General features: G+C 70.2%; 24 protein-coding genes. 14 read left to right on the forward strand and 10 right to left on the reverse strand.

Translation table 11 applies throughout. The annotated features are described in order from the left end of the window. Window positions 1-35: 35 nt before the first annotated feature. The 4 genes from O2L52_RS11495 to dut form a co-directional block, all read right to left on the reverse strand. Complete coding sequence (locus O2L52_RS11495; RefSeq protein WP_270115553.1) at window positions 36-782, reverse strand: DUF3159 domain-containing protein; 747 nt, start codon at window positions 780-782, stop codon at window positions 36-38. 34 nt (window positions 783-816) lie between these two features. Then, the gene (locus O2L52_RS11500; RefSeq protein ID WP_270115555.1) at window positions 817-1,143 is read right to left on the reverse strand and encodes an OB-fold nucleic acid binding domain-containing protein; all 327 of its coding nucleotides are present in this window, start codon (window positions 1,141-1,143) and stop codon (window positions 817-819) included. 71 nt (window positions 1,144-1,214) lie between these two features. Then, a complete protein-coding gene (locus O2L52_RS11505) occupies window positions 1,215-1,955 on the reverse strand; it encodes a DUF3710 domain-containing protein (RefSeq protein WP_270115556.1) in 741 nt (246 codons plus the stop codon). Next, complete coding sequence (gene dut / locus O2L52_RS11510) at window positions 1,948-2,424, reverse strand: dUTP diphosphatase (protein WP_270115557.1); 477 nt, start codon at window positions 2,422-2,424, stop codon at window positions 1,948-1,950. The genes O2L52_RS11505 and dut overlap by 8 nt, the downstream gene beginning before the upstream one ends. A 61-nt stretch (window positions 2,425-2,485) precedes the next feature. On the opposite strand from dut, the gene O2L52_RS11515 reads away from it, so the two are divergent. Next, window positions 2,486-2,977, forward strand: a complete 492-nt coding sequence (locus O2L52_RS11515; RefSeq protein WP_344471102.1) for a DUF3093 domain-containing protein — start codon at window positions 2,486-2,488, stop codon at window positions 2,975-2,977. 174 nt (window positions 2,978-3,151) lie between these two features. Here the strand turns inward: O2L52_RS11515 and O2L52_RS11520 are convergent, their stop codons facing one another. Beyond that, complete coding sequence (locus tag O2L52_RS11520) at window positions 3,152-3,448, reverse strand: DUF4193 domain-containing protein (RefSeq protein ID WP_270115560.1); 297 nt, start codon at window positions 3,446-3,448, stop codon at window positions 3,152-3,154. A gap of 345 nt (window positions 3,449-3,793) precedes the next feature. Between O2L52_RS11520 and O2L52_RS11525 the strand changes: the two genes are divergently transcribed. The 3 genes from O2L52_RS11525 to O2L52_RS25470 all read left to right on the forward strand — a co-directional run bounded on the left by O2L52_RS11525 (window position 3,794) and on the right by O2L52_RS25470 (window position 6,652). Beyond that, window positions 3,794-4,309, forward strand: a complete 516-nt coding sequence (locus O2L52_RS11525; RefSeq protein ID WP_270115562.1) for a LytR C-terminal domain-containing protein — start codon at window positions 3,794-3,796, stop codon at window positions 4,307-4,309. A gap of 216 nt (window positions 4,310-4,525) precedes the next feature. Then, window positions 4,526-6,112: an RNA polymerase sigma factor gene (locus tag O2L52_RS11530; protein ID WP_270115564.1), complete on the forward strand. Its 1,587-nt coding sequence runs from the start codon at window positions 4,526-4,528 to the stop codon at window positions 6,110-6,112. A 300-nt stretch (window positions 6,113-6,412) separates the two neighbouring features. Then, window positions 6,413-6,652: a DUF7455 domain-containing protein gene (locus tag O2L52_RS25470; protein WP_030162469.1), complete on the forward strand. Its 240-nt coding sequence runs from the start codon at window positions 6,413-6,415 to the stop codon at window positions 6,650-6,652. Between the two features lie 137 nt (window positions 6,653-6,789). On the opposite strand, the gene O2L52_RS11540 is transcribed toward O2L52_RS25470, so the two are convergent. Next, a complete protein-coding gene (locus O2L52_RS11540; RefSeq protein WP_270115568.1) occupies window positions 6,790-8,502 on the reverse strand; it encodes a DEAD/DEAH box helicase in 1,713 nt (570 codons plus the stop codon). A 255-nt stretch (window positions 8,503-8,757) separates the two neighbouring features. Then, complete coding sequence (dtd, locus tag O2L52_RS11545) at window positions 8,758-9,180, reverse strand: D-aminoacyl-tRNA deacylase (RefSeq protein ID WP_270115570.1); 423 nt, start codon at window positions 9,178-9,180, stop codon at window positions 8,758-8,760. Between the two features lie 41 nt (window positions 9,181-9,221). On the opposite strand from dtd, the gene O2L52_RS11550 reads away from it, so the two are divergent. From O2L52_RS11550 to O2L52_RS11570, 5 genes are all read left to right on the forward strand, one after another. Then, entirely contained in the window at window positions 9,222-9,545 is a 324-nt protein-coding gene (locus O2L52_RS11550; RefSeq protein WP_270115571.1) for a DUF3099 domain-containing protein, read from the forward strand. Window positions 9,546-9,711: 166 nt separating this feature from the next. Next, window positions 9,712-9,933, forward strand: a complete 222-nt coding sequence (locus O2L52_RS11555; protein WP_344471299.1) for a DUF3039 domain-containing protein — start codon at window positions 9,712-9,714, stop codon at window positions 9,931-9,933. 70 nt (window positions 9,934-10,003) lie between these two features. After that, a complete protein-coding gene (locus O2L52_RS11560) occupies window positions 10,004-10,636 on the forward strand; it encodes a trimeric intracellular cation channel family protein (RefSeq protein ID WP_270115573.1) in 633 nt (210 codons plus the stop codon). Between the two features lie 148 nt (window positions 10,637-10,784). Then, window positions 10,785-11,753, forward strand: a complete 969-nt coding sequence (locus tag O2L52_RS11565) for a sigma-70 family RNA polymerase sigma factor (protein ID WP_270115574.1) — start codon at window positions 10,785-10,787, stop codon at window positions 11,751-11,753. Window positions 11,754-11,933: 180 nt separating this feature from the next. Then, entirely contained in the window at window positions 11,934-12,620 is a 687-nt protein-coding gene (locus O2L52_RS11570) for a metal-dependent transcriptional regulator (RefSeq protein WP_270115575.1), read from the forward strand. A gap of 264 nt (window positions 12,621-12,884) precedes the next feature. Here the strand turns inward: O2L52_RS11570 and O2L52_RS11575 are convergent, their stop codons facing one another. Genes O2L52_RS11575 through O2L52_RS11585 form a run of 3 tightly spaced genes read right to left on the reverse strand, consistent with a single transcriptional unit; the run spans window position 12,885 to window position 14,974 of the window. Next, window positions 12,885-13,499, reverse strand: a complete 615-nt coding sequence (locus tag O2L52_RS11575) for a hypothetical protein (protein WP_270115576.1) — start codon at window positions 13,497-13,499, stop codon at window positions 12,885-12,887. Further along, the gene (locus O2L52_RS11580) at window positions 13,496-14,455 is read right to left on the reverse strand and encodes a sulfurtransferase (protein WP_270115577.1); all 960 of its coding nucleotides are present in this window, start codon (window positions 14,453-14,455) and stop codon (window positions 13,496-13,498) included. Before O2L52_RS11580 ends, O2L52_RS11575 begins: the two co-directional genes overlap by 4 nt. A gap of 9 nt (window positions 14,456-14,464) precedes the next feature. Further along, a complete protein-coding gene (locus tag O2L52_RS11585; RefSeq protein ID WP_270115579.1) occupies window positions 14,465-14,974 on the reverse strand; it encodes a deaminase in 510 nt (169 codons plus the stop codon). A gap of 197 nt (window positions 14,975-15,171) precedes the next feature. Between O2L52_RS11585 and O2L52_RS11590 the strand changes: the two genes are divergently transcribed. From O2L52_RS11590 to O2L52_RS11610, 5 genes are read left to right on the forward strand one after another with little or no spacing between them, the layout of a single operon-like run. Further along, window positions 15,172-16,452, forward strand: a complete 1,281-nt coding sequence (locus O2L52_RS11590) for an MCP four helix bundle domain-containing protein (protein WP_270115581.1) — start codon at window positions 15,172-15,174, stop codon at window positions 16,450-16,452. Then, complete coding sequence (locus O2L52_RS11595) at window positions 16,449-17,405, forward strand: glutamate ABC transporter substrate-binding protein (RefSeq protein ID WP_270115583.1); 957 nt, start codon at window positions 16,449-16,451, stop codon at window positions 17,403-17,405. Before O2L52_RS11590 ends, O2L52_RS11595 begins: the two co-directional genes overlap by 4 nt. 9 nt (window positions 17,406-17,414) lie before the next feature. After that, a complete protein-coding gene (locus O2L52_RS11600) occupies window positions 17,415-19,850 on the forward strand; it encodes a serine/threonine-protein kinase (protein ID WP_270115585.1) in 2,436 nt (811 codons plus the stop codon). A 12-nt stretch (window positions 19,851-19,862) separates the two neighbouring features. After that, window positions 19,863-20,930, forward strand: a complete 1,068-nt coding sequence (locus O2L52_RS11605) for a PP2C family protein-serine/threonine phosphatase (protein WP_270115586.1) — start codon at window positions 19,863-19,865, stop codon at window positions 20,928-20,930. Next, window positions 20,927-22,138 (forward strand): FHA domain-containing protein, encoded by a 1,212-nt coding sequence (locus tag O2L52_RS11610; protein WP_270115587.1) that lies wholly within the window; start codon window positions 20,927-20,929, stop codon window positions 22,136-22,138. The genes O2L52_RS11605 and O2L52_RS11610 overlap by 4 nt, the downstream gene beginning before the upstream one ends. The last annotated feature ends 6 nt before the right edge of the window (window positions 22,139-22,144 follow it).

Below are 22,144 nucleotides of genomic sequence, written 5' to 3' on the forward strand. Positions count from 1 at the left end.
CGGCGCACCAGCGCCGCGCCTTCCGAAGCTCTCGATCAAGCCGCGCTCGGCGCGGCGGCATCGACGGCCTTCATCCTGCGGCGCACCGCCCAGATCGTGAAGGCCGTCAGCGCGATCGTGACGGGCCAGCCGCCGAAGAGCGTCACCAGGCCCAGCGCGTTGTCCGCGTCCAGGTAGTACAGCCAGATGCGGGCCGCGTTCTTCACGATGAAGACGATGCCCCACAGGATCGTGATCCGGCTCAGGATGTCGACGAGCGGCTTGTTCTCGCGCCACTCCTTCTTGCCGCCCTGGGCGACCACGGCGTAGATCCAGCCGATGATCGGGTGGCGCACCAGCGCCGAGACGATGAGCAGTACGCCGTACACCGAGCCCTGGATGATCCCGGGCAGGTAGAAGTTGCGGGCGTCCGTCGACCTCCAGGCGAGGAACGCGCCGAGCGCGATGCCGAAGAGGCCGTTGAGCGCGTGGCGCATCGACTCCCTGCGGGCCGCGCGCCAGCCGGCGATCGCCAGCGCGCTCGCGGCGGAGATGACGATGGCCCATTGGAGCCCGCTCATCGGGCCCATCTGGTCGGGCAGGAGCGGGTTGAGCACCACGAACAGGGTGATCGGGACCGCGGCCTCCACGACGCCCTTGACGCCGCCGAGCTGCTGCGAGAGCTGCTCGGTGAACGGCGGCAGGTCGTCGTCCGGCTCGCGGCGCACCGGGGCCTCGCGGACCTCGGTCTCGGCCTGTTCCGGCTCGGTGTCGGTCTCGTGGGCCGGCGTCTCGGTGCTCAATGCGGGCCTTCCAGGTCGTGTGGCTGGTCCGCGCTCAGGGGCGCAGTTCATAGGTCGGGTTGTAGACGACGAGGCGACCGTCGCCCAGCTGGGCCACGCGGCCGCGGGCGACGAGCCTGGTCCCGGCCTCAAGGCCCACGATACGCCGTCGGCCCATCCAGACCAATGCGACCTGACCGGTGCCGTCGAAGAGTTCGGCTTCCACAGAAGGGGAACGGCCGTCGGTGCGGAGCACGACGGTGCGCAGGCGCCCGGCGACCACGGCGAGCTGCCGGGGCTCGAGCGTCCCGATCGGGGTCGTGTCGGGGTCCGACTCGCGGCGGATCTCGTCGGCGAACAGCTCCTGGGAGGGCGCGGCCATCCGCTTGAGCCAGCCCTTCAGTCCCCCGCCCTTGGCGGGGACGGCCCGCGAGGTGTCGATCGTCCCGTCCCCTACCGCTTGGGGCGCGGCGAGGGCTTGCGGCGGACCTGGGGCCGGGGGGTGTCGCCGGCGGCGATGATGGCGCGGCTGCCGTCGCCGCCGTCGGCCTTGCGCTGCGCGATGCGCGCGGCGGCCTCCTCGGCCATCTTCGGCGGGAGCTTCAGGGGGAGCGGCTCGCGCACCGGCATGGCGGTCGAGCCGCGGTCGATCACGAGCAGGCGCAGGGCCTCGTCGAGCTCGGGGGCGGCGGCCTCGTCGAGGGCGCGCTGGCCCTGGAAGGTGGCCTGCACGAACCAGCGGGGGCCGTCGATGCCGCAGAAGCGCACCGAGTTGGTGCCCTTCTTGGTGGTGACTTTGGCGATGAGCTCGGCGCCCCAGGCGCCCTCGACCTCCTCGACCTGGCCGCCCTGGCCGGTGACCTGGGCGGTGAGTTCACCGCGGAACTCGTCCCAGATGCCCTCGCTGCGGGGCGCGGCGCGCACGAGCAGTTGGAGGGCGGAGGAGCCGGTGGTGAGCAGGACCTGACTGATGTTGCCCTTGGCGTCGGTCTGGGCCTGGAAGCCCACGCCCTTGGGGACGGGGAGTCGGATCGCTCCCAGGTCGATGCGGCGGACGTCGTCGTCGGGGGCGTCGGCGACGTCGAAGGGGCCTTCGGTCGCCTCGTGCTCGAAGGTCTCCCCGCTCTCGGCCAGGGAGTCGAGGACGGCGCCCTCGGCGGGGCGCTGCTTCTTCGACTTTCGCCGCTTAAACACGTTCGCTCTCCTCTGCAAGTCGGCGGTGCCCGCCGGTGGAACCGTGGCCGCTCGCGCCGCGCTGCGTCGGCGCGAGGTCGTCGACCTCGGTGAAACGGGCTCGCACAACCGGTTGGACTACCAATTGTGCGACACGGTCTCCGCGTTCGATGACGGCGGTCCGGTCCGGGTCCAGGTTCACGAGGTTGATCTTGATCTCACCGCGGTATCCGGAGTCGATCGTGCCGGGTGCGTTGACGATCGTGACGCCGAGCCGGTGGGCCAGTCCGGAGCGCGGATTCGTGTAGCCGACGTGGCCTTCGGGGATCGCGACGGCGACGCCGGTGCCGACGAGGGCCCGCTGCCCGGGGGCCAGCTCGACGCCCTCGGCGGCGTAGAGGTCCGCGCCCGCGTCGCCGGGGTGCGCGTAGGCGGGCAGCGGCAGGTCGGGGTCGAGCCGCCGGATGGCGACCGGGACTTCGGCGGTCATCGTCGTCGGGTTCCTCTCACTCGCGGAAGCACGCCTTGGAGCAGGCGCACTGTGCGGGGTTATGGTCTCAGATATGAGGAGCGGGGAACGGTACGCCGAGCGCATGAGTCTGCCTGCGTCGGGTTGGCTGGCCGTGATCGCGGTGGCGGTGCTGGCCGGGGCGTTGTCGAACTTCGGCGACATGCGCTGGTGGCGGGTGACCGCGAGCGTCGCGCTCATGGTCGCGGTGGTCGCCGGCGCGTGGTGGCTGGGCCGCCTGCGCGTGAGCGTCGCCGAGTCCGGCGGCGAGACGTGGCTCCACGTGGACGACGCGAAGCTGCCGATGTCGGCCGTGGCCGAGGTGCAGGTGCTGGAGCCGGTCGCGTACTCGGACGCACTCGGCGTGGCCCAGCATCCGCTGGCGTTCGCGGTGCAACGGCCGTGGATCAACCGCGGGCTGCGGATCGTCCTGGACGACCCGGCGGACCCGACCCCCTACTGGATCGTCGCCTCGCGGCGTCCTGAGCGGCTCAAGGCCGCCCTGACGGCCGCGCGGGACTCGGCGGAGGCCTAGGCCCCCGAACAAGCGAGACGGCCCGCAGGAGGCATCCTGCGAGCCGTGCGCTATCCGAGGGGCACCGTGTTCCTGCCGCACCGTTGTCAAAACCGCGCAGTCGTCACGACCGCACGGTCGTTCCATTGCACGTCGTTCCACTGCACAGTCGAGCCGCCGAAAGGGGCTCGACCGCTACGCGCAGTCCTTGCAGATCGGCTGCCCGTTCTTCTCCTTGGCGAACTGGCTGCGGTGGTGGACCAGGAAGCAGCTGGAGCATCGGAACTCGTCCTGCTGCATCGGCAGGACCTTCACCGAGAGCTCCTCGTCGCCCAGGTCGGCGCCGGGCAGCTCGAAGTTCTCCGCGACCTCGGCCTCGTCGACGTCCACCGACCCCGATTGATCGGTGCGGCCCTTCGCGAGGGCGTCAATGCCGTCGGTCCCGGCGGTCTCTTCCTTGTCGCGGCGCGGGGCGTCGTAGTCGGTTGCCATCGTTTTCCACTCCCATTGGTTTCTCTTGCGGCTCCGGAACCGAGCGCGGCGGGTTGCCGCTGGAATGTTCGGGTGACACAGCGGCCCGGCTCGGGTCCGGTTCGGTTCCGTCCCTGCAGGCGGCGTACCTTACCGCGTGCAGTCCATTCCTATACACGATGCCCCCCGGTTTTTCATCCCTATTGTGGCGAGAAACACTTCTGTGTCGAGGGCATCGAGGTGCCGCCTCTCGCCCACGGAGACGACCCGCGCACGATAGCCTTTCGGATGGCAACGTTTGCGGGCCGTCGGCTCGTCTAAGTGCAGACATTCGTTGGCACTTTTTGGAGTTTCGGGGAGGCAGCCGTGCGTATCGCTCGTATCCGCGCTTTGACGGTCCTATGCGCATTGGCACTGGTGGCGGGCCTGATCACGTTTTGGGCCATACGCAACGACTCGCAGACCTCCGCGGCCGCCGACTGCCCGCCCGGCGCCGTCGAGATCAAGACCGCCCCGATCCCCAAGCCCGAGGAGATCGAACTGGTGGTCCTCAACGGCACCGACCGGGACGGCCTGGCCGAGCAGGCCGCCGTGCAGCTGGAGGACCGCGGATTCATCGTCACCGAGACGGGTGACGCGGACGAGGACTACGACGGCACCGCGCTCGTGTACTACGGCCCCGACCAGTACGCGGCCGGCCTCCACGCCCACGCGTACTTCTACCAAGGGCACGACGCCTTCGACCTCGACTGGGGCGACAAGCCGATCACCGTCGTCCTCGGCGACGACTTCGCAGAGGTACGCTCGGCTTCCGACGCGCGCCAGTCGTTCGCGCAGGGCGGCATCGGCGAGGCTCCGAAGGGCACCTGCACGGTAGAATAGAGCGCCGTCACACCCCACGTGCTGCGACACATTGACACTGAAAATGCGGAAACACAGCTCGAAACGGCACCACGGACGGGCCGCAGGCGATTTTCGGCGCTACAATTCACGCCTGCCCGGTCGTTGTGCCGACCTGGGCTGCCGACCCAATATCCAACGCTCACCCGCTATGGAGCCCGGCTGCGCCGTGCCCGCCATTGCCTCGGAAGGTTGCTCGTGACTGACGCACGTCCCACCGGCACAGACGTCAATTCCCTGACCGACTCGTTGCTCGCTCTGGCCCGAGAGAGCAACGGGCAGCTGACGTCCGCGACGGTCGCCCAGGTTCTGGAGTCGGTGCAGGCCTCCCCCGCCGAGGGCAAGAAGGTGCTCCGCGCCCTGGCCGAGGCCGAGGTCACCGTGGTCGTGGACGGTTCCGCCTCCACGCGCAAGCGCGTCCCCGCCGCCCGCACCGCCACCTCCTCCCGGACCACCACCGCGAAGGCCGCCAAGAAGACCACGGTCAAGAAGACCGCGGTGAAGAAGGCCGCCGCCGTCCCCGCCGAAGAGGCGGACGACGACGCTCCGGTCAAGAAGGCCGCCAAGAAGACCGCTAAGAAGGCCGTCGCCAAGAAGGCGACGAAGAAGGTCGCGGCCAAGAAGCCCGCCGACGGCGAAGAGCCCGACGAGGCCGACCTCGCGGCGGCCGACGAGGACGCGCTCGCCGAAGCGGCCGCCGCCGCGCCCGCCAAGAAGGCGACCCGCAAGAAGGCCGCCAAGAAGGCCGCCACCCGCGGGAAGTCCAAGAAGGACGGCGAAGACGACGAAGAGGGCGACGACTTCGAGTGGGACGAGGAGGACTCGGAGGCGCTCAAGCAGGCTCGCAAGGACGCCGAGATGACCGCCTCGGCCGACTCCGTCCGCGCCTACCTCAAGCAGATCGGCAAGGTGCCGCTCCTCAACGCGGCCCAGGAGGTCGAGCTCGCCAAGCGCATCGAGGCCGGCCTGTACGCCGTCGAGCGCCTCAAGCTGCTCCGCGAGGCCGGCGAGGAGATCCCCACGCAGATGCGCCGGGACCTCGAGTGGATCGTCCGCGACGGCGACCGCGCCAAGGACCACCTCCTCGAGGCGAACCTCCGCCTCGTCGTCTCCCTCGCCAAGCGCTACACCGGCCGCGGCATGGCGTTCCTGGACCTCATCCAGGAAGGCAACCTCGGCCTCATCCGCGCCGTCGAGAAGTTCGACTACACCAAGGGCTACAAGTTCTCCACGTACGCCACCTGGTGGATCCGGCAGGCGATCACCCGCGCGATGGCGGACCAGGCACGGACCATCCGCATACCGGTCCACATGGTCGAGGTCATCAACAAGCTCGGCCGCATACAGCGTGAGCTGCTCCAGGACCTGGGCCGCGAGCCCAGCCCGGACGAACTCGCCAAGGAAATGGACATCTCTCCGGAGAAGGTCCTCGAGATCCAGCAGTACGCGCGCGAGCCGATCAGCCTCGACCAGACCATCGGCGACGAGGGCGACAGCCAGCTCGGCGACTTCATCGAGGACTCCGAGGCCATCGTGGCCGTCGACGCGGTCTCCTTCTCGCTCCTCCAGGGCCAGCTCCAGCAGGTGCTGCAGACCCTCTCCGAGCGCGAGGCGGGCGTCGTCCGGCTCCGGTTCGGCCTCACCGACGGCCAGCCGCGCACCCTCGACGAGATCGGCCAGGTCTACGGGGTCACCCGTGAGCGCATCCGCCAGATCGAGTCGAAGACCATGTCGAAGCTGCGGCACCCGTCGCGTTCGCAGGTCCTGCGCGACTACCTCGATTAGTCCCGTTTCGCTCCAGGCGTAATGGAACCCGAAGGCACAGCACGGCTCCGAGCTGCGGTGTATCACCCGAACGGGTGGGTACCTTACTCTCGTGCCGGGTTGTCGATCGCCGTTCCGTGGGCTACGGTGTGGAGCAACCATCGGACCGGCGGTACCGAGTGAGCCCAGTCTCAGTCGGGAACTGTCGGGAAGAGGGAGTACAGTGCAGGCGTTGAACGGAACGAGCCGGTCAACAGGCCGACTATAGAGATGCATTGCTGTGCAAGTGCACAGCGAACCGAACGCAGCGGAGGACCTGGTATGACATCCACCCTGACGCCCCCGCCCCAGACGGAGGAACGTCCGATCGCGGGCGAGCGCTGCGATCGGTGTAGCGCCGCGGCAAAGCTTCGCGTGACCCTGGCCGAAGGCGGCGACCTCGTCTTCTGCGGCCACCACGCGAATCAGTTCGCCGAGAAGCTCGTGCCGATCGCCATCGACTTCACCGCCGACCCCGAATTCGAGTGGCGGGGCACCGACCTCATGGCCTCGCAGAACTAACGCACACAGGCTTGAGACGGGCCCGAGCGGATTTCCGCTCGGGCCCCGATTCGTTCTCGGGACAATTGAATCTGCAAAACGAGAATGGGACCGCCCGCGGGCGGTCCCGTTCTCGTTGCCGTATTCGGCACCGCCGCCTATAGCGAGCGGATCACCGCGATCCGCTCCTCCAACTGCTCGATCGTCGCCTGCGCACTCGGCGGCCCGCCGCACTTGGAGCGCAGCATCGCGTGGATCTTGCCGTGCGGCTCGTTCGTCGCGAACGAGCGCGCCCCCACCAGCGCGTTCAACTGCTTGCGCAGCTTCAACCGCTTCTGCGCGTTGGTCATCGCGGGCTCGGCCGCCGGCCGCTCCACGGTCTCGGTGCGGGTCCCGGACTTCTGCTTCGCCATCTGCTCGCGCTGGCGCTTCTGCAGGAGCAGATGCACCTGCTCCTGGGTCAGAAGGCCCGGAAGGCCCAGGTACTCCTGCTCCTCGGCACTCCCGGCCTCCACGGGGAGGCCGAACGAGCCGCCGTCGAAGATCACCTGGTCGAGCTCCGCGTTCGACTCGAGGGTCTCGCGCTGGCCGCCGAGTTCGGTGCCCTCGTTGAGGACCCGCTGCGCCTGCTCCAGCAGCAGCTCCGGGTCCTCGTCCTGCGACTTGGGCTTGATGACGTGGTCGCGGTCGGCCTCGAGGTTCTCCGCGAGGCTCAGCAGCGGGATCACACTCGGCAGGAACACCGAGGCGGTCTCGCCGGGGCGCCGCGAACGCACGAAGCGGCCGATGGCCTGCGCGAAGTACAGCGGCGTGTGCGCGTTCGTGGCGTAGACGCCGACCGCCAAGCGCGGGATGTCAACACCCTCGGACACCATGCGGACGGCCACGAGCCATTCCTCATTGGAGTCGGCGAACTTGGCGATCTTGTCCGAGGAGCCCGCGTCGTCGGAGAGGACGATCGCAGCGCTCTTGCCGGTGACCCGCTTGAGGATGCCCGCGTAGGCGCGGGCGCTGTTCTGGTCCGAGGCGATGATGAGCCCGCCCGCGTCGGGGATGCCCGCCGCGCGCAGCGACGAGAGCCGCCGGTCGGCGGCCCTGATGACCTGCTTGATCCACTCGCCTTCGGGGTCGAGCGCGGTGCGCCACGCCTGGCTCGTGAGGTCCTTCGTGAGCGGCTGCCCGAGCCGCACCGCGAGCTCGTCCCCCGCGCTCGTGCGCCACTTCGCCTGACCGGAGTAGGCCATGAACATGACCGGGCGCACGACGCCGTCCGCGAGCGCGTCCCGGTATCCGTAGAGCGCGTCGGCCCGCGAGCGCTTGACGCCGTCGGCCTCCTCGTCGTACTCGACGAACGGGATCGGGTTGTCGTCGCTGCGGAACGGGGTGCCGGTGAGGCACAGGCGGCGCTCGGCCTCGTCGAAGGCGGTCTGGACGCCCTCGCCCCAGGTGCGGGCGTCGCCGGCGTGGTGGATCTCGTCGAGGATGACGAGGGTGCGGCGCGAGAGCGTGCGGCGGCGGTGGACGGCCGGGTCGGCGCCGATCTGCGCGTAGGTGACGACGACGCCGTGGAAGTCGGCGGCACTGTGGACGGACGCGTTGCGGAACGCCGGGTCGAGCTGGATGCCGAACCGGGCGGCCGCGCCGGACCACTGGGTCTTCAGGTGCTCGGTGGGGGCGACGACGGTGACGGTGTCGACGGTGCCGTCGGCGAGCAGGTCGTAGGCGATGCGCAGGGCGAACGTGGTCTTGCCGGCCCCGGGCGTTGCGACGGCGAGGAAGTCCCGCGATTGACCCCGGTGGTAGGCGACCATGGCCTTGCGCTGCCAGACCCGAAGCGAGGGAAGCATTTCGGGTGGGGCGGCCGGGATCATGCGGGCTCCTCTCGGACGATGGCGGACCGGTTGATTTTAGGCCGCGAGGTAAGTCACGGTGCCCGCTTGCCAGCCGTAAATTAGCAATGTCACGGCGCCCGCTTGCCAGCCGTAAATTAGCAATGTCACGGTGCCCGCTTGCCGACCGCGAATTGGCAAAGTCACGGCGCCCTCCCGCGAGCCGCGCAATGGCTCGGTCACGATGCCCGCTTACAGGCCGCGAATCGACAGGGCCACGGTGACCGCGTCGCGCGATCAGCGCTCGAGCAGGATCGTATTGGGGCCGACGTTGACGCTGCGCACGAGCATCATCGCGCCGAACACGCCGGTCTCGACATGGGCGCCGAGGCCGCGGAGGTGGGCGGCGACGGCCTCGACCAGGGGCTCGGCGACGGGCCCGGGCGCGGCGCCGTTCCAGGAGGGGCGCCGACCCTTGCGCGTGTCGGCGTACAGGGTGAACTGGCTGACCAGCAGGATCGGGGCGTCCACATCGGATGCCGACAGTTCGTCCGGCAAGATCCGCAGGCTCCAGATCTTCTCGGCGATCCACGCGACTTCGGCGGGACCATCCGTGTGGGTGACGCCGAGGAGGACGAGGAGGCCTTCGCCGATCGAGCCGACGCTCGCCCCGTCGACCGTGACTTCCGCTTCGCTGACGGTCTGCACGACTGCTTTCATGCCCCAGATCCTGCCGCACCGGCCAGGCGTAGGCTCGAAGGGTGGCAAGGCGTGAGAAGGCGACCAGCATCACGGATGCGTCGATGTCCCTCGAAGAGGAGCGGCGGTACCGCACGATCCGGTACGTCGTGATGATGTCGATCAGGGCGGTGCTGGTGATCGTGCTCGGCATCCTGGTGATGGCCGAGGCGCCGCTGCTGTGGCTCTGGCTGGCGATCGGCGTGGTCGGGATGGCAGTGCTGCCCTGGCTGGCGGTCCTGCTGGCGAACGACCGCCTCGTGCGCAAGCCGGGCGTGTTCACGCGGCACCAGCGGCGGGCGCCCACCGTCGAAGCGCCCGAGCACCGCATGATCGATTCGGAATAATCGCCCCGGACACCCTCCGCGAAGTTTGCGGGTCGTAGATTCGTAGAGCAAGATTGACGGGATCTTGCGCGCTAATGAGGAGTGAGTTGCAGTGAGCGAACTTCCCACCACCGGAGGCTCCGACGGCGGAGTCGGCGGTTCCGGCTCGAACGGAGCCGGTTCAACCCTGCTCGAAGAGCAGACGAAGACCAACCCGAACTACGTGTTCGAGGACGGCGACGACGAGCGCTTCTCGCACTACGTGCCGAAGGACAAGCTCATGGCCGCGATGGTCGACGGCATCCCGGTGAAGGCCCTGTGCGGGAAGATGTGGGTCCCCACCCGCGACCCCGATCGCTTCCCGGTCTGCCAGAACTGCAAGGACATCTACGCGAAGATGAAGGGCTGAGGCTGCAGCGCGCCTCTCACCTTTGCGGAGATCCGCGGTGTGACCGGGCCCTGCCTGCTATAACGCACGGGTGGAGCCTAGTGAATTCGACCCGACCTCGCTGATGCTGGTCGCCGAGCTCGTCGGCACCGCGGTCTTCGCCGCCTCCGGCGCGAGCGCCGCGGTCGGCAAGCGGCTGGACCTGTTCGGCGTGGTCGTCATCGGCGTGCTCTGCGCCCTCGGCGGCGGCGCGCTCCGCGACGTGCTCATCGACGCGAAGCCGCTGCTGCTCACCGACTGGCGCTACCCCCTCGTGGCCCTCGTCGCCTCCCTCTTCGTGTTCTGGTTCCACCCGGCGCTCTCGCGCATGCGCACCACGATGCTGGTGCTCGACGCCGCCGGGCTGGCCCTGTTCACCGTGGTCGGGACCCAGAAGGGGCTCGATTTCGGTTTCGCCGTCTACGCGGCTTGCATCGTCGGAGTACTCTCCGGAATCGGCGGGGGCATCCTGCGGGACGTCCTCAGCCAGGAGATCCCGGCGGTGCTCCGCGAGGACTTCTACGCGATGGCCGCGGCGATCGGCGCGGTGATCGTGGCGGTCGGGGCCCGCTGGGAGTCGATGATCGGGCACTGGACGCTCGCGCTGACGGCCATCGCGGTCATCTTCGTTGTACGGCTGGTGGCCATCAAGTATCGGTGGGAAGCCCCCAAACCGAAAATCTGATCGTGTCTCCCGGGTTCGTGCCACCCTTCGCCCTGGGGGATCTGAAACGTCGAAATCCGCTGCAAGCTGGTACTCCGAAGCCCGGTGCCCACCGGGTATGGCGCGGATCAACCCACGCGCCGAGGGTCTGCAGCGAAAGGCGAATTCGATGGCACCTGTCGACAGCATCCGCCAGCGTCCGGCGAGGCGACCGGCGCAGCGCGCGACCGAATACTCCGGCGACCCCGTTCGCGCCTATCTGAACGGCATCGGCAAGCACCGGCTGCTCACCGCCTCCGAGGAGGTCGAGTGCGCCAAGGCCATCGAGGCCGGCCTCATGGCCGAGTGCCGCATCAGCGAGGTCACCGACCCCGACTTCCGCTCGGACCTGGCCCGCATCGCGGCCGAGGGCCGCGCGGCCAAGCAGCGCATGCTCGAGTCGAACCTGCGCCTCGTGGTCTCCGTCGCCAAGCGCTACTCCGGCGCCGGGCTGAGCCTGCTCGACCTCATCCAGGAGGGCAACCTCGGCCTCATCCGCGCCGTCGAGAAGTTCGACTACCAGAAGGGGTACAAGTTCTCCACGTACGCCACCTGGTGGATCCGGCAGGCCATCAACCGCGCCGTCACCGACCAGTCCCGCACGATCCGCGTCCCCGCGCACACCGTGGACCAGATCAAGCGGATGAACCGGGTCCGTCAGGACCTCATGGTCGAACTGGGCCGCGAGCCCCGCTACGAGGAGATCGCCGCGGAGCTCGACGTCACCCCCGGCAAGGTCCTCGAGCTCATGTCCTACGACCGCGAGCCGGTGAGCCTGGACCAGACCGTGGGCGAGGACGACTCGACCGCGCTGGGCGACCTCGTCGCGCACCTCCCCCGCGAGCACGGCAGCGACGACGCCGTGTCATACGCGCTGCTGCGCCGCCACATCGCGAACGTGCTGGCCTCGCTGCCCGAACGGGAACAAACCGTCCTGCGCCTGCGTTTCGGCATTGACGACGGCCGTCAGCGCACCCTCGAAGAGGTCTCCGCGGACTTCGGGCTCTCGCGCGAGCGGGTCCGCCAGATCGAGAAGAACGCGCTGCACCGCCTGCGCCAGCCCGACTACGCCGGGCGCCTCGCCGAGTATGTGGCGTGATCGACCTTCACGGCCCTGTCCTCCGTACCGCTTTGGGGTGTGAGCGCCCCGTACGTCCGGATGGCTGATGGGCGGAGCGTCCTTCACGACGTATACCATTGGTGGTGACAGGGGGTCTGGCGGCTACTCGACCCACCCCGCTCGGTGCCCTGCGGGCGGACAAAGTGAAGGAACGAAGCTGTGACCACGGACCTCGTCGACACCACTGAGATGTACCTGCGCACGATCCTCGAACTCGAGGAGGAGGGCGTTCCGGCGCTGCGCGCCCGGATCGCCGAGCGCCTGGAGCAGAGCGGCCCGACGGTCTCGCAGACCGTGGGCCGGATGCAGCGCCACGGCCTGCTCAACGTCAAGAGCGACCGCCACCTGGAGCTCACCGAGGAGGGCCGCCGGCAGGCGGTCGCGGTGATGCGCAAGCACCGGCTCGCCGAGCGCCTCCTGGTCGACGTCATCGGCATGTCCTACGTGGAGGCCCATGACGAGGCCTGCAAGTGGGAGCACGTCATGAGCGACTCGGTGGAGAAGCGCGTCTACGAGCTGCTCGAGCACCCCACCCGCTCGCCTTACGGCAACGCGATCCCCGGGCTCTCGGAGCTCGACGCCTCGGCCGTGGCCGAAGGCCGCGAGGCCGACGAGCGCCCGCTGAGCGTCGTCTCCCCCGGTTCCAAGGTGCGCGTGACGCGCCTGTGCGAATCGGCCCAGACCCACCCCGAGCTCCTGGCCTCCCTGCACGAGGCCGGCGTCGACCCCGGTGCCGAGGTCGCGATCGACCGCCTCGACGGCGAGGTCGCGGTGACCACCGGTTCGGACACGATCCGGCTCTCGACCGACGACGCGGCGAAGATCTTCGCCACTCCCGCCGAGTAGTTCACCTTCGAGACGCTTGCGCGCCTTGGAAGTCCACGCTTTCGTGTCTTGACCCCGGTACTACCGGGGAGTAGTCTGAGCAAAGCGTTGCAAACGTTTCCAATTCATCCCACACGGGCTGGTTTTCGGAAACCGCTGCGCCCGACAACCGCCCCCCCCACCTGAGCGCCCTCCTCGCTCCCCCGGCGAGGGGGGCGCTCACTATGCGGCGCAAGGAGAAGGCCGCCCGGATCGTTCCGGGCGGCCTTTTCTGCGTCTGCGGCGCTAGCCGGCCTCGGCCTGCGCGGCGGCGATGCCCTTGGCGAGTTCGGTGAAGCCCCCGACGAGCTCGTTCACCACGGCCGGGTCCGTGTCCACCGGTGTGGTGTACCGCATCTCGAAGATCGTGCCGCCCTCGTACCAGCCCATCTCCAGGGCCGGTCCCGCGCCGGTGTCCTCGGTGTGGACGATCCAGTAGGCGGCCTCGCCGAGCCCGTCGATCGCCTCGGTGCCGTCGGCGAGCTCCTCCTCGTAGACCTCGACCTTGGCCTCGGTGCCGATCACGAACAGCGTCAGGTCCGGGTAGGCGGCCTCGCCGGTCTGGACGGCGCAGGTGAGCTGGGCCGGCGCCTCCTCGCCCTCGGCGGCCTCGCCGGGCCCGCCCGAGGCGAAGCGGAAGTCCTCGCCCGTCACGGAGTTCAAGGTCGCGGAGTCGATGAGCGGGCACGCGCCCGCGGCGTCGGCCAGGTCGAGCTCGACCGGCTCGGGCGGGGCCGACGCCTCGGTCGACGAGTTCGCGGCGGAGCCCTCCGGCTCCTCGCCCGAGGGCGAGTCGTCGTCACTGCAGGCGGCCAGCGCCATGAGGAACGCGGCGGGGATCGCGATCAGCGCGCGCTTCATCGGGTCTCCCCCTTCGGCGACGCTTGCGAGCCGATAATTGGCTGCTGTGGCGATGCTTGCGAGCCGTCGATTGGCTGCTGTGGCGATGCTTGCGAGCCGTCGATCGGCTCCAGTGGCGACGTTTGCGCGCCGTCGTCTAGCGCGGTCGCCACGGCGCCGCCGCGCGAGACCCAGTCGCTCCAGGAGCCGATGTACACCGGCGGTGTGGGCAGGCCCGCGGCGGTGACGGCGAGCGCGGTGCGCGCCGCGCCGACGCCGGAGCCGCAGTAGTAGGCCGCTTCCGGGTGGGACGCATAGCGTTCGCGCAGCCGGTCGGTGTCCGCGAGGTCGTCCTCGCCGAGGAAGAGGTTGATGGCGCCGGGCACGTGGCCGGCGACGGGGTCGATCGGTTCCGTCTCGCCGCGGTAGCGCTCGGGGGCGCGCACGTCGACCAGTTCGCGGGTCTCGGCCCATTCGGCGGCGGACTCGGCGTCGAGCACGGGGAGGTGCCCGGGGCTGACGTGGACGTTGCCGGGCTTGGGGTCCGCGGTCTGCGCCTCGAGCGGGAGTCCGGCACCGGTCCAGGCCTTGATGCCGCCTTGGAGGACCTGGACCTGCTCGATCCCGGCCCAGCGGAGGGTCCACCAAGTACGGGCGGCGGCCAAGCTAATTGACGGCTCGCCCGCGTCGCCGAAGGGGCCGTCGCCGTCGTCGTAGACGAGCACATGTGAGTCGTCGTCGATGCCGGCGGCGCGCAGGACCGCTTGCAGCGCTTCGGGTTCGGGGAGCGGGTGGCGTCCGCCGAGGGTCTCGACGGGGCCGCACACGTCCCGGTCGAAGTCGAGCCGGACCGCGCCGGGCAGGTGCCCTTCGGCGTAGTCGGCGTCCCTCGAGGGTCCCCCGAGCGTCCAGCGGACGTCGAGCCGGACCGATCCGTGCAGTTCAGCGGCCGCCTCGGCGCCGATCAATGGCCTCATGGCCCCAGATTAACGGAGGTGCGCGTTGGGGCGTTCGGCCGCGTCCGCGAATTCGGTCATCACGGCGACAACCACGCCGTTCTCCCGCAAAATCGCGTCGCCGCCGGGCGCGTCGACGAAGTTGAGCGGCTCGCCGAGCGCGTACACGACGCGGGTGACGCCCGCATCGAGCAGCAGGCGGGCGCAGGGGTCGGGGCGTGAGGCGCGGTGCCCGCACGGCTCCATGGAGGAGTAGGCGGTCGCGCCGCGCGCGGCGGCGCCGGCGTGGCGGAGGGCGACCTCCTCGGCGTGGTCGTTCGGCTCCTCGGCACGCGAGTATCCTTCGCCGACGGCGCGGCCGTCTGCGACGATCACGGCGCCGACGCTGAAGGCGGTGGTGGACGGCGGGCAGCGTTCGGCCAGATCGACGGCGCGCGCCATCCAGCGGGCGTCGTCCTCTGTGGATTGATCGGCGTGGTTCGGCACGGTCTCACCGTACCGCTGCACGACGCGACCCGGACGCCACGAGGCGGTAGTCACCGGTCCTTGCCGAGGGCCGATACCATGTGGGAGTCCCCCGACACTCCAGCCACGTCAGACGTGCGCGCGGCGAACGATTCCAGAGGCCCGCGGGTCGCCGATCAAGTGAGGTGCAGTAGTTGTCCGTCCAGTCCCCTCCCGCTCCGACACAGGCGCCCAGCGCACCTGCTGCAACCGGGCAGCGACGGTTCGACCGCGTGCTGGCCGCGCTGCGGTTCACGCCCGGGCAGCTGCGCGGTGTGCTCGTCCTGGTCGCGGCGCTCATCCTCGGCGCCGGGATCACCGGCATGACCGCGATCATCGCGAAGTCGGCCGTCATCGAGGAGACCACCAGCCAGTCCGGGCGGCTCTCCGTGGCCGCCCTGTCGCTGTACCAGGCGCTCTCGCAGGCCGACGCGACCGCCGCGTCCTCGTACCTGACGGCGGGCACGCCCTCGGACGAGATGAACGAGACCTACCGCGAGGCGATGCGCGACGCCACCGTCGCCCTCGCCACGGCCGCAGGGGAAGTGAAGACCCCCGCTGACACCGCGCTGGTCGCCGAGCTCAACGCCCGCATGCCGGTCTACACCGGGCTGGTGGAGACCGCGCGGACCTTCAACCGCCTCGGCGAGCCCGTCGGCGCGACCTACCAGGAGCAGGCCTCCACGCTCATGCGCGAGGAGATGCTGCCGAAGGCGCACGACCTCCAGGAGAACTCGCTCGGGCAGCTGAACGACTCGCGCGCGGAGGCCGCGGCATTCCCGTGGGTCGCCGCCGGACTGGCCGTCGCCGCGCTCGGCACGCTCGTGTGGGCCCAGATGTGGCTCTCGCGCAAGACGAACCGCGTGTTCAACCTCGGGCTCGTCGGCAGCACCGTGCTGCTCGTCGGGTTCGCCGGCTGGCTCGCGACGGCCTCGCTGGCGTCGGCGAGCCACACCAACACGTCCCATGAGGACGGTTCCGCGCCGCTCGAGCTGCTCGCCGAAGCCGAGATCACCGCCCAGCAGGCGCGCGCGGAGGAGTCCCTCCTGCTCATCGCGCGCGGCGAGGACCAGGCCGCCGCCGACCGCTTCGAAGAGCACTTCAAGGCCCTCACCGACCCCGGCAAGCTGCTCGACCGCCTCGACGAGGCGTTCGCGGACGACGCCGAGCTCTCTGCGAACATCGACACCGCCCGCGAGGCGGCCGAGACCTGGCGGGCCGGGCACGACGAGGTCGTCAAACTCGCCCAGAGCGGCCAGTACACCGACGCAGTGGTGCTCGTCGTCGGCGAAGGCGGCGGTGAGGACGCCCCCAGCCTGTGGACGTCCTTCACGACCCTCAACAACGCATTGACCGAAGCGACCGACGTCAGCGCCGAACGCTTCGCCGAGGCCACCAACGACGCCCAGAGGTCCCTCTCGGGCGCCGCGGCCGGGCTCGCGGCCCTGGCGCTCGGCGCGCTCATCAGCGCCGCGGTCGGCATCCAGCTTCGAGTGGCGGAGTACTACGCATGATCCGAAACCAGCTCCGGCTCGCGGCCGCAGCCGCCGCCTGCCTCGTCCTCGCCGCCTGCTCGCAGCCGGCCGACATGGGGCCGCCGCAGGTCGACGTCCCCACGCCCCTGCCCTCGGGGATCGACTTCTCCCCCGAGATCGAGACCGAACCGGTCGACGAGAGCTGCACGCCGCTCGCGTCCTACAACCCCGGCACGACCTCGGTCGAGCAGGCGATCGCCGGCCTCGACAACCAGGACCAGATCACCATCGGCGTCAGCCAGTCCACGAACCTCATGGGCTACATCGACCCCGAGACGAACACCCCCGCCGGGTTCGACATCGACATCGCCACCGCGATCGCCCACTCGATCCTCGGCCCCGACGCGACCATCCGCTGGGTCCCCATGACCTCCGGCGAGCGCGAAGAGGCCGTCAACAGCGACCGGGTCGACATGGTCGTGCGCACCATGACCATGAACTGCAAGCGCTGGGCCAACGTCGAGTTCTCCGCCGAGTACTTCCACGCCGGCCAGCGCCTCCTCGTGCCGACCGCCTCGGGCATCACGGGCCTCGCCGACCTCGCCGACGACCACCGCGTGTGCACCGGCGACGGCTCCACCTCCGTGCGCACCATCGCCGAGCAGTCCGCGGCCCAGGCCGTCACCGTCCCGGACTTCAACGACTGCCTCGTCCTGCTCCAGCAGGGCACCGTCGACGCCATCACCAGCGACGACACGATCCTCGCGGGCATGGCCGCCCAGGACCCGACCCTCGAGGTCGTGGGCGAGGCATTCTCCCAGGAGCCCTACGGGATGGCCTTCCAGAAGGGCAACACCGACCTCGCCCGCTACGTCAACGGCGCCCTCGCCCAGATCATCGCGAACGGCACCTGGCAGACCGCCTACAACAAGTGGCTCGAAGGGCCGCTGGGCGTCCCGGGCGTGCCGCCGACCCCCCAGTACCGGGATTAAGGGAGCGCCATGAGCGACCAGCAGCCGCCTCCAGAGCACACCCAGCGGTACCTCCCGGGCGCACACCAGCCCGAAGGCGAGGCCACCGACACCGTCAGCATCCGCAAGCGGCTCAACACGCCGCCCGCAGTGCCGCCGCAGCCGGGCTTCGCGCCCACGCCCCCCGGCCCGCCCGGGACCAACGCGTTCCCGCCGCAGCACAGCGCCGCGCCCATCGCGCCGAACTCGGCGCCGCCGGTCCACTCGCCTTCCGCGCCACCGGTCTCACCGCCGCTGCCGCAGCCGGGCACGCTGGGCCTCGCGCCCGCCGGCGCCCTGCACTCGCCGCCCCCGGCCCCGTACCGGGCCCCCGCCGCGCCACTGCCGCAGCCGATCACCGGCCCCGTCACGCGCTCCACGACCACCAGCGCCCGCCAGCGCGGCGGCCTCTCCGACATGCCGCCCGTGCCGCCCCGCGACCCCGCCGAAGCGGTCATGGAGCACCCGCAGGTGCCCGAGCACAAGCGGTTCTGCTCCTCGTGCGGCAAGCCCGTCGGCCGGCCCCAGGCCGGGCGCGCGGGCCGCGTCGAGGGCTACTGCGCGCACTGCCGCACCCGGTACTGGTTCACGCCCGCGCTCAGTCCTGGTGACGTCCTCTCCGAGCGCTACGAGGTGCTCGGCGCCATCGCCCACGGCGGCCTCGGCTGGATCTACCTCGCCAACGACAAGAACTTCGCCGACGACCTGACGCAGCGCTGGGTCGTCATCAAGGGCCTCATCAACACCTCGGACGAGGACGCGATCGAGGCCGCGATCAACGAGCGGCGCTTCCTCGTCGGCATCGACCACCCCAACGTGGTCGACATCCACGACTTCGTGACCGCCGCCGACCCGCGCTCGGGCCAGCTCCAGTCGTACATCGTCATGGAGTACCTGGCAGGGAAGTCCTTGCGGGACATCAGGGACGCGGTCGACGAGAACGGCGAGCGCAAGCCGCTGCCGCTGGAGCAGGTGCTCACCTACACCGCCGAACTGCTGCCCGCGTTCAGCTACCTGCACGACCGGGGCCTGCTGTTCTGCGACTTCAAGCCGGACAACATGATCCACGTCGAGACCTGGCTCAAGCTCATCGACCTCGGCGCGGTGCGCCACGTCGACGACATGGAGTCGGCGATCTACGGCACGCCCGGGTACTCGGTGCCGAACGACGAGATCCTCTCCGTGGGGCCGTCGGTGACCTCGGACCTGTACACGATCGGCCGCTCGATGGCCGTGCTGGCCTTGGACTTCAAGGGGTTCACCAGCACCTACCGCGACAAGCTGCCCCCGGCCTCCGAAGCGCCCGCGTTCGCCGAGTTCGGGTCGTTCCACCGGCTGCTGCTGCGCGCCACGAACGCCGAGCCGCGCTCGCGGTTCCAGGACGCGGACGAGATGCGCTCCCAGGTGCGCGGCGTGCTGCACGAGGTGCAGTCGGTGCAGAAGGGCGAGCCGCGGTTCGAGCCGTCGACGCTGTTCAGCGGCGAGCAGGCCGTGTTCGGCGAGCCCGATGTGGAGTACGACATCCACGCCGTGGGCGACCCGTTCGACGTGGCGCACGCGCTGCCCGCGCCGATGGTCGACCTCGCCGACCCGATGGCCGCGTTCATGGCGACCCTCCAGGCCACTGATGCCGCGGGCATCCTCGCCGAGCTCAACGCCGCGCCCGTGCAGAGCCCCGAGGTGCATCTGCGGCGCGTCCGGACGCTCGTCAACGCCGGGGACCTGCACCAGGCCAACGCGGCGCTCGACCAGTTCGCGCAGCGCGAGGGCAACACCTGGCAGGTCACCTGGCTGCGCGGCACGATCTCGCTGCTCGCGGCCGATTTCCACACGGCCGCAGCGCATTTCGACGCCGTCTACTCGCACCTCCCCGGAGAGCTGGCCCCGCGCCTGGCGCTGGCGGCGTGCGCGGAGATGGCGGGCCGACGCGACCTGGCCCTGCCGCACTACACGCGGATCTGGACCTGCGACCACCGGTTCGTCTCGGCCGCGTACGGCCGGGCGCGCCTGCTCGACCTCGAGGGGAACTCGACGGAGGCGATCTCGACGCTGCACCAGGTCCCGAAGACCTCGGCGCAGTACGGGATCGCGCAGACCGCGGCGATCCAGACCGCGCTGCACTCGCGCACGTCGCCGCCGTCGCTGCTGGACCTGCACCACATGGCCGGGCGGCTCGACGAGCTGAAGCTCGAGCCGCGGCGCCGCCACCTGGTGTCGACCCGCATCCTCCACCTGGCGCTGGACACGGTGCTGCGCACCGGGCCCGCGCACGAGCCGCGCGTGTTCGGCGCGCAGCCGGAGGAGCGGGAGCTGCGCCTGGCGCTGGAGCGGACCTACCGTGACCTCGCCCACGCCTGCACCCGCAGGGAGGACCAGGTGTACTACTTCGACCTGGCGAACGAACACCGTCCCCGCACGATGCTGTAGCGAAGGAGCCCTATGCAGCCCTCATCCACCTTGGGCGCCGCGAAGCGTTGCACCGCTTGCGGTCTCCCCGCCGACATCGGCCGCTACTGCGAGGATTGCGGCGGCGATCTGGAGGAGTTCGCGGTCCCGGCCGAGGAGGTCCCCTGGCGTTCCTCCATCGCGGTCGAGGAGAACACCGACCATCCCGGCGGCTCGGACGACCACATCGCGTTCGTGCTGCCCGGGATCGGCGCCGCGACCGACGTGGGCCACCGGCACCACTACAACCAGGACTCGATCGCGATCGCGGTCGCCGACGACGGGCGCAAGATCGCGGTCGTCTGCGACGGCGTCTCCGGCGCCTCGGACTCCGAGCGCGCGTCACTCGCAGGAGTGGAAGCGGCCGTGACGGAGATCCGCGCGGCGCTCGGCGAGGGGCTCACCGCGGAGGACGCGTCGCGCCGCGGCGTGGGCGCGGCCCACTCGGCGGTGGCCGCGGTCGGGAAGCAGTACCCGAACTCGCCGCCGTCCTCCACGTACGTCTCGGCCGTGGTCGAGGGGAACCAGGCGATCCTGTGCTGGGTCGGCGATTCGCGAGCGTACTGGGCCGGCGAGAAAGAGGCGAGATGCCTCACGGTGGACGACACGATCCAGGCCCGCCTGGAGTACCAGGGGGTCGACCCGGCGGACGAGCGCTACAAGAACCCGTACGCCAAGGCCCTGCTCGCGTGGCTCGGCGCGGACGCGCCGACCCTCAACCCGAACCTCCTCCGGGTGGATCTGGGCGGTGGGCATGTCGTAGTGTGCAGCGATGGTCTGTCGCGCTATTTCAATGACGATCACGACCTTCTGCCACTGCCGGACGGCAGCGTTGGCGACAAGGCGGTAGCGTTGACACGACAAGCGCTCGCCAACGGCGGGCACGACAACATCAGTGTCGCGGTGGTGGAACTCGAATCCCCCGGTTCGGTCCAGGCCGACGGTCATGCCCAGGAGCATGCCGGCCAGGACGTCCAGAACCAGGGTGACGGGTCCGCCGCGCCCTCTGGTGTCGTCAGCGAGGCCGAGTACACCCAAATGCTTGGAGGGGGACGACCTTGACCTACCAGCCGACCTACGGCGGTGCCCCACAGCCGGGCGGGTACCAGTGCGCATGCGGGGCCTTCCCGCAAGCCCAGTTCTGCGAGCAGTGCGGAACGCCCAACCCGGCGTGGCAGCAAGGCCAGCCCCCGCAGTCGCCGGCCTTCGGCCAGGGCTACGCCCCGAACGACCCTTACGGGCAGCCTCAGGACCCCTACGGGCAGCAACAGCAGCAGCCCGGCGGTTACGGCCAGCAGGACCCGTACGGCCAGCCCCAGCAGCAGGACCCCTACGGGCAACCGCAGCAGGGCTACGGCCAGCAGGACCCCTACGGGCAGCCGTCGCAGCCGCAAGACCCTTACGCGCAGCCTCAGCAGGGTTACGGACAGCAGGACCCCTACGGCCAGCAGCAGCCCCAGCAGGGGTACGGCCAGGACCCGTACGGCCAGCCGTCCCAGCCCCAGCAGGACCCTTACGGGCAGCCGCAGCAGGGCTACGGGCAGCAGGATCCTTACGCCCAGCCGCAGCAGCAGGACCCTTACGGTCAGCAGCCCGGCGGATACGGCCAGCAGGACCCGTACGGCCAGCCCCAGCAGCAGGACCCCTACGGGCAACCGCAGCAGGGCTACGGCCAGGACCCGTACGCGCAGCAGGCGTACGGCGCCGCGCCGACCTCGGCTCCGCCCGGACCGCCTCCGGGCGTCCCGGCCGCGCCGTTCGGCGCCCCGACCTCCGCGCCGCCCGCATCGGCGACCGGCGGGTTCTCCATGCCGGACGCGCAGCCGAGCGACCTCGCGTCGAACTACGCCCCGCCCGGCCAGGCGGCCACCCGCTGGGGTGTCGCCGTCACCGCCGACCAGGGCTACTTCAACAAGGTCGCGGCCTCTGACGGGGCCTCGCAGCTGCAGTACCCGTCGTTCGCGAAGCCGCGCCGCTTCCCGCTCGACAAGCCGGACCTCACGATCGGCCGCTACAGCGCCAAGCGCGGCGTCACCCCGGACATCGACCTGTCCGGCGACGTCGCCGACCCGGGCGTGAGCGCGCAGCACGCGAAGCTGTTCTCCAAGCCCGACGGCTCCTGGACGATCATGGACGTCGGCTCCTCGAACGGCACGTTCCTCAACGGCTCCGACGAGCCGCTGGCGCCGAACGTGGAGTTCCCGGTGACCGACGGGACCTACATCAACATCGGCGCGTGGACGCGCCTGACGGTCCACTACGAGGGTTAAGACGCA

This window comes from Glycomyces algeriensis (assembly GCF_027622855.1).
In the GTDB taxonomy this organism is placed as follows: Bacteria; Actinomycetota; Actinomycetes; order Mycobacteriales; family Micromonosporaceae; genus Glycomyces; species Glycomyces algeriensis.